This is a genomic window from Prauserella endophytica (genome assembly GCF_005146945.1).
GTDB classification, from domain to species: Bacteria; Actinomycetota; Actinomycetes; order Mycobacteriales; family Pseudonocardiaceae; genus Prauserella_A; species Prauserella_A endophytica.
The window spans coordinates 1-5,523 of sequence record NZ_SWMS01000063.1 but is presented as its reverse complement, the minus strand read 5'-3'; the positions used below and the strand labels follow the sequence as shown (position 1 = coordinate 5,523).

Here is a 5,523-nt window from a genome sequence, read left to right as displayed (position 1 = left end):
CCCCCGAATTTGCGTTGCCGCGCAACACGTTTCCGTCGCCAGTGGCGTCGGCGTGCTCAGTTCGCGGGCGCGGTCGGGAAGCGACGGTCCGCCGTCGTGCGTGTCGTGGGTGCAGTTCTTCGCGTCCGAGGCCGTCGGGGTCGGCAGCAGCCGCACCGAATCGGTCAGCGTCACACACCCGGCCGGGATCGGACGGCCCGGCTTGCGCACGGTCTGAATCGCCGCCGAACGCGAGTCCGCCGCCGTCGGCGTCGGCAACAACTGCGCCGGCCGGATCACCGAGTCGACCGCGTCGTTGAGGTTCACCTGATGCCCGCCCGCGCGACGCCGAACCGGATCGGCCGGACCGCGCGGTTCCCCGTCCCTCGCTTGCGGGGTCGGCATCATCCGCATCCCGTCCCGAGCCGGGGACGGCACACAAGAACACCCGTTCCCGTCGGTGGGCGGCGCCGATGTCGGCGGCTCGTACGCAACGCCAGACCGCGTCATACCCCGCTTCGGCCAGCCCTGCGAGTACTCGGTCGAGTCCGCCGTTTTTCCAGCGGAGGGCGGCGACGTTCTCCACGACGACGAGCCGTGGTCGTAGTACGCGAATGGCGTCCAGGATGCTGTGCCACAGTCCACTGCGAGCACCTTTCTCGATACCCGCGCGCCTCCCGGCCGCGGAAATGTCCTGACACGGAAAGCCCGCCGTGAGCACCTCGACCGGTGCGACGGAGGTGAAGTCGACCGCGCGCAGATCGCCCAGGTTGGCCACGCCCGGCAGGCGGGCGGCGAGGATCGCGGCAGCGTGCGGGTCGACCTCGGAGTACCAGGCGATCCGGCCGCCGAGCACGGCCGCGACACCGAGGTCGAGACCCGCCACGCCGGTGCACAGCGACCCGATCACCGGGCCCTCGGTCGCTACGAACCGCAGCGGATCGCCGCCCTCGGTGTGGCGCTCAGACATCGTCTGCCTCCCGGGCCGGAACCCGCCGATCCGAGGCCGCGTTCGGCGGCGGACAACGGTGTCGCGCGACGGCGCGCCGGGCGGCGGCGGGACGCCGGTAGCAGGCGTCCCAGCCGCAGTCCCGGCAGTGCACCAGCGTGCTCACGACCCCCACCGCCCACTACCGGTCAGCGAGCCCGGGACGGACGTGCCACTGGGCACGAGCGGCTTGGCCAGGACGACGACGTCCTCGTGCGCGATCAGATGCAGCGGCAAGCCCTGCTCGCGCTGTTTGCGGATGAAGTCGCGCTGGAAGAACGAGCCGCGGGCGACCAGCTCGTCCTCGGCGACGCGGGCCAGCAGCGCAACGCACCGCTCGACCGGCACCAGGCCGGCGGCCTGGCCGCAGGCGATGATCTGCGAGGGCAGATCAATGAGCTCCGAGTGCTCGCGCCACGGCCGCACGGTGATCGCAACATGCCCGCCAGGGCGCAGCACGGCCGCGCACCCGGTAAGGATGCGGGTGAACCCGGCCAGCAGCCGGTGATGGCCGACGTTGGCGAGGTTCCCGCGATCCAGCGCGCTGCCGTAGCGGTGGTGGTACTTGTGCACCTTCCCGTCATCCGAGCCCGTGCCGTCAGTGACGACTTGCCCGTGTGTAGAGGGCCCGTATGGCGGGGAGGTGACCACCAGCGCGACCTGACCCCGGTACCTCTCTGGCAGCAGGAACGGCAGCTGCCGCGCGTCGCCGTGCACGACCTCGCCGTCGTGGTCGTGACCGCGTCGCCGGGCCAGCTCGAGGTTCGCGCGGGCGACGCTGACCCAGTGCGGCTCGTACTCCACACCGACCGCCCGGCGCCCGGCATCGATCGCCTCCACGAGCGTGGTCCCGGATCCGACCATCGGGTCGAAGACAAGGTCTCCGGGGCGGGTGTAGGCGCGGATCGCGTGCGCGGCCACGGCCGGGAGCATCTTCGCCGGGTGCGCGGTCGAGTCGCTCACGTAGCGGCCCTTGCGCTGCGCGGCCGGGGAGGTCTGCGCGGTCGCCCACACCGACAACGCCAGCTCCTCGACGTCGGTCACACCGGTCGCGGTGGCCGGGCCGGTCGGGTCGTCTCCAGCCGAGGTACTCGCCTTCGCCGGGCTGGTGTCGCCGGCGGTGTCGAGCGCGTCGATGAGCGCGCGCGAGATCGGCACGGTCGGGTCGTCACTGCCGTGGGCGGTCGAGCTGGGCGCTCCGGCGGTGGCCGATGCCGAGGTGTGCTGGTGGGACATGAGCGTGCTGCCTTTCGCAGGTGTGGGAGTGGCCGGGGAAAGCCCGATCGGGCGCGGCGAAGGCGGGGTCACTGGCCACCTCCGGCACCGGGCGCGACGCTGTGCGCGGCGGCCCCCGGACCGGTCCCGGGTGGCGGCGCGCCGGGGTCGTGTGCGACAACCCGCGAGTTCTCTCGTCCGTTGTGGACGTATCTGGGCGATGTGGTCCCCTGGACCTGGTCGTGTTTTCCCGTTCGGGTGATCATGCGGCGCAATGACTCAACTTCGCGATTCATGAGCCGATCTCCATCTAGTCGAGGTTGTTTCTGCAGGCATGAAGGCGAGGGCGGTGGGTTTGGCGCTGGCAGCGGTACGCGACGTGCGCGAGGTGCGGTCGCCGACGAGTCCGGAGGAGCTCGTCGATTTCGAGACCGACGTGCTGGCCGGGTTCGTGCTTGCTCGCTCTTCCGCGGGATTGGCCGACAGCACGATCCGTGGCGATGTCGGACATCTGGATCAGGTGCGGGCGTGGCTGGGCAAACCGTTGTGGGACATGGAGCCCGAGGACGCCGATGCCTACTTCGGGCGGTTGCTGCGCGGAGTTCCCAGCGGTACTCGGCTGGCGCGGGCGCAGGCGATCACGACCTACTTCTCCTACCTGGAGCTGCGGCATCAGGTGGAGATCCACGCGATGATCGGCCGGGTGGTGACGTGCCCGCTGGATGAGATGAACCGACCGCGCGGCGCGAAGCAGGCGAAGCTGCGGATCCCGCCCACAGCGGGCGAGACAACGACGCTGTTCGCTGGCTGGTCGGCTGAGTTGGCGACCTGTCGCAAATTCGCGCCGACCGCCCGCAACTACGCCGCAGCGCGACTGATGTCCGAGGTGGGGCTGCGCGTGAACGAGGTCTGCGAGCTGGACCTGGCCGACATCAAGTGGCATCTCGGACGGTTCGGAAAGATCCACGTCCGTCACGGCAAAGGGTCGCGTGGTTCCGGGCCGAAAGAGCGGATGGTGCCGCTGATCAACGGCGCCGATCGGACGCTGCGCTGGTATATCGAGGACGTGTGGGGACACTTCGACGACGACCACACCCGCCCGGGCGCACCGCTGTTTCCCTCCGAGCGATGCAACGGCGACGGCTCGTGCTCGCGGGTCGGTGACGACACGCTGCGGCGCGGACTCGGCGCCGCAGCGAAGAATCACTTGCCGAACTGGCCGGGCAAACTCACCCCGCACGTGCTGCGGCACTACTGCGCCTCTCAGCTCTACCACGAGGGCATGGATCTCATCGCGATCCAGGAGCTGTTGGGGCATTCTTGGATCGCCACGACGATGCGCTACGTCCATGTCCACCGGACCCGGATCGAAGATGCCTGGGCTGCTGGGCAGTTGCGGGCGGCGCGACGGCTGGAAGGGCTGATCTGAGTGCGCTGGAATCTGCGGCTCGCGGCGGCAAACCGCGGCATCTGGAAGGCCTCGGAGCTGCAGCGCAGCCTCGCCGAGCGTGGCTTGGTGATCTCGGCCGGGAAGATGTCCGGCTTGTGGTCGGGCCAGCCGGCCTCGATCAAACTCGACGACCTCGATGTCATCTGCGCGGTCCTGGGCTGTCAGGTCGGCGAACTGCTGCTGCCCGAACCGGAGAAGGTCGCGCAGCCGGGCGACGCGGAAAGCGCACCGGCTGCGGCGGTGTCGGGTGCCGCTCCCGTGGTGCCCCGGCGGCGGGACGGCCGCTCGCTGCCCCCGGCGTGATCGCTGGTGCATGAACATCGCGACGCGCGCAGTTGCGGCACCTGCTTCGCCTGGGGCGTGCTCTGGCACGAGGCAACGTGCAGGCCATGCTCGGATTTCGCCGCCCGCCACCTGGAGGTCGCCGACTGCGGTGCCTGCGGACGCCGACTGCCGCTGATGAAGGGCCATTGCCGACCGTGCTGGGCGCAGGCTCAGCTGGATCGGCCGACCGGTCCCAACACGATGCTGCTGCCCTACGTCCGGCAGGTACGGCACCACCAGCTGTGTTTCGCCGGGATGCCGCTGCAGCGCACCGCCCGTCCGCGCACAGAAGCTTCCGAGGCCATGCCGGTGATCGCGACGCGGCCCGCGCCTCGGGGGGTGCAGTTGCTGCTGTTTCCCGATCTGCGCCGCGCCTACCGCTACGGCATGGTCGACCGGCGGGACCGGCAGACCCCGGCCAACCCGTGGCTGTGCTGGGCGCTGCACATCGCCGCGACGATGGCCGAGGCCCGTGGGTTCAACCCCCAGCTGACGCGGACCTTGACCCGCAACCTCACGATGCTGCTGACGCGCTATGTCGAGGGCGAACTGATCCGCTACTCGAGCTATCACCCGGTGCTGACCGGCCGCTGCTCCAGCCTCGCCCAGACCACCGAGGTCCTGCAGTCGATGGGCATCCTGCTCGACGATCGCCACCTTGCCTTTGCCCGCTGGCTCGAGGCGAAGCTCGCGGACATCGCCCCGGGAATCCGTGACGACACCCGTCGGTGGGTTCAGCTGATGCACATCGGTGGCCCACGCACCCGCGCCCGTAGTCATCGGACCCTGCGCGGATACATCGACCTGCTGCGGCCGGTCCTGCTGGACTGGTCGGCCCGCCACGACCATCTGCGCGAGATCAGCCGGGACGAGGTCATGACCGCGCTCAAGCCCTTGCACGGCATCCGACGCCAGATCACACTCGTGGCGTTGCGGTCGCTGTTTTCCTGGGCTAAACGCCGGGGCGTCGTGTTCGCCAATCCCACCAGCCGCTTTCATGTCGGCGACGTCGATCGCGGAGTCCTGCAGCCGCTCACGACCGTCGAGATCGCCCGCACGGTTCGCGCCGCGACGACACTCCAGGCACGCGTCTTCGTCGTCCTCGCCGCCGTGCACGCCGCCCGACCAGGCGCGATCCGCGCGCTGCACCTGTCCGATGTCGACCTGGGGAATCGGCGCGTCACTATTGCCGGGAGGAGCCAGCCTCTGAGCGAGCTGAGCCACCAGACGTTGCTCGCATGGCTGGACCACCGTCGGCAAAATTGGCCGAACACTGCCAACCCGCACCTGATGGTCAACGCCATGACCGCGATCGGCACAGGACAGGTCAGTCACGTCTGGGCGAACCGGACCCTGACCGGGTTGCCCGCGTCCCTGGAGCGGCTGCGGATCGACCGACAACTCGACGAGGCCCTCGTCAGCGGCGCTGACCCGCTGCACCTGTCCGAGGTGTTCGACCTCGACGCCAAGACCGCGGTCCGCTACGCAACATCCGCCCGCCAACTCCTCAAACGGCCTCACGAAGACGCCTCGTCCAGTTGCGTGCGAACCGACCGGTCCGCACCGA

The 5,523-nt window shown here is 69.8% G+C and carries 5 protein-coding genes; 3 read left to right on the top strand and 2 right to left on the bottom strand.

Annotation, left to right across the window (positions count from 1 at the left end; translation table 11 throughout):
- Both FCN18_RS39970 and FCN18_RS38715 read right to left on the bottom strand, forming a co-directional pair.
- The coding region (locus tag FCN18_RS39970) for a DNA cytosine methyltransferase (protein WP_228714362.1) at window positions 1–889 on the bottom strand (889 nt) is incomplete at its 3' end.
- A 201-nt stretch (window positions 890–1,090) separates the two neighbouring features.
- Entirely contained in the window at window positions 1,091–2,203 is a 1,113-nt protein-coding gene (locus FCN18_RS38715) for a TRM11 family SAM-dependent methyltransferase (protein ID WP_206078102.1), read from the bottom strand.
- A 328-nt stretch (window positions 2,204–2,531) separates the two neighbouring features.
- On the opposite strand from FCN18_RS38715, the gene FCN18_RS38710 reads away from it, so the two are divergent.
- From FCN18_RS38710 to FCN18_RS38700, 3 genes are all read left to right on the top strand, one after another.
- Window positions 2,532–3,611 carry a tyrosine-type recombinase/integrase gene (locus tag FCN18_RS38710; RefSeq protein ID WP_228714361.1) on the top strand — a complete coding sequence of 360 codons (1,080 nt, stop codon included), beginning with the start codon at window positions 2,532–2,534 and terminating at the stop codon, window positions 3,609–3,611.
- Entirely contained in the window at window positions 3,612–3,935 is a 324-nt protein-coding gene (locus FCN18_RS38705) for a helix-turn-helix domain-containing protein (protein WP_116051977.1), read from the top strand. It begins immediately after the preceding gene.
- Window positions 3,936–3,941: 6 nt separating this feature from the next.
- Window positions 3,942–5,523 (top strand): site-specific integrase (locus tag FCN18_RS38700; RefSeq protein WP_206078101.1); only part of this gene is annotated, 1,582 nt, incomplete at its 3' end.

Bases quoted from the DNA above. Each gene is read 5' to 3' on its own strand.
- FCN18_RS38715 (WP_206078102.1), bottom strand. From the start codon at position 2,203: ATGTCCCACCAGCACACCTCGGCATCGGCCACCGCCGGAGCGCCCAGC.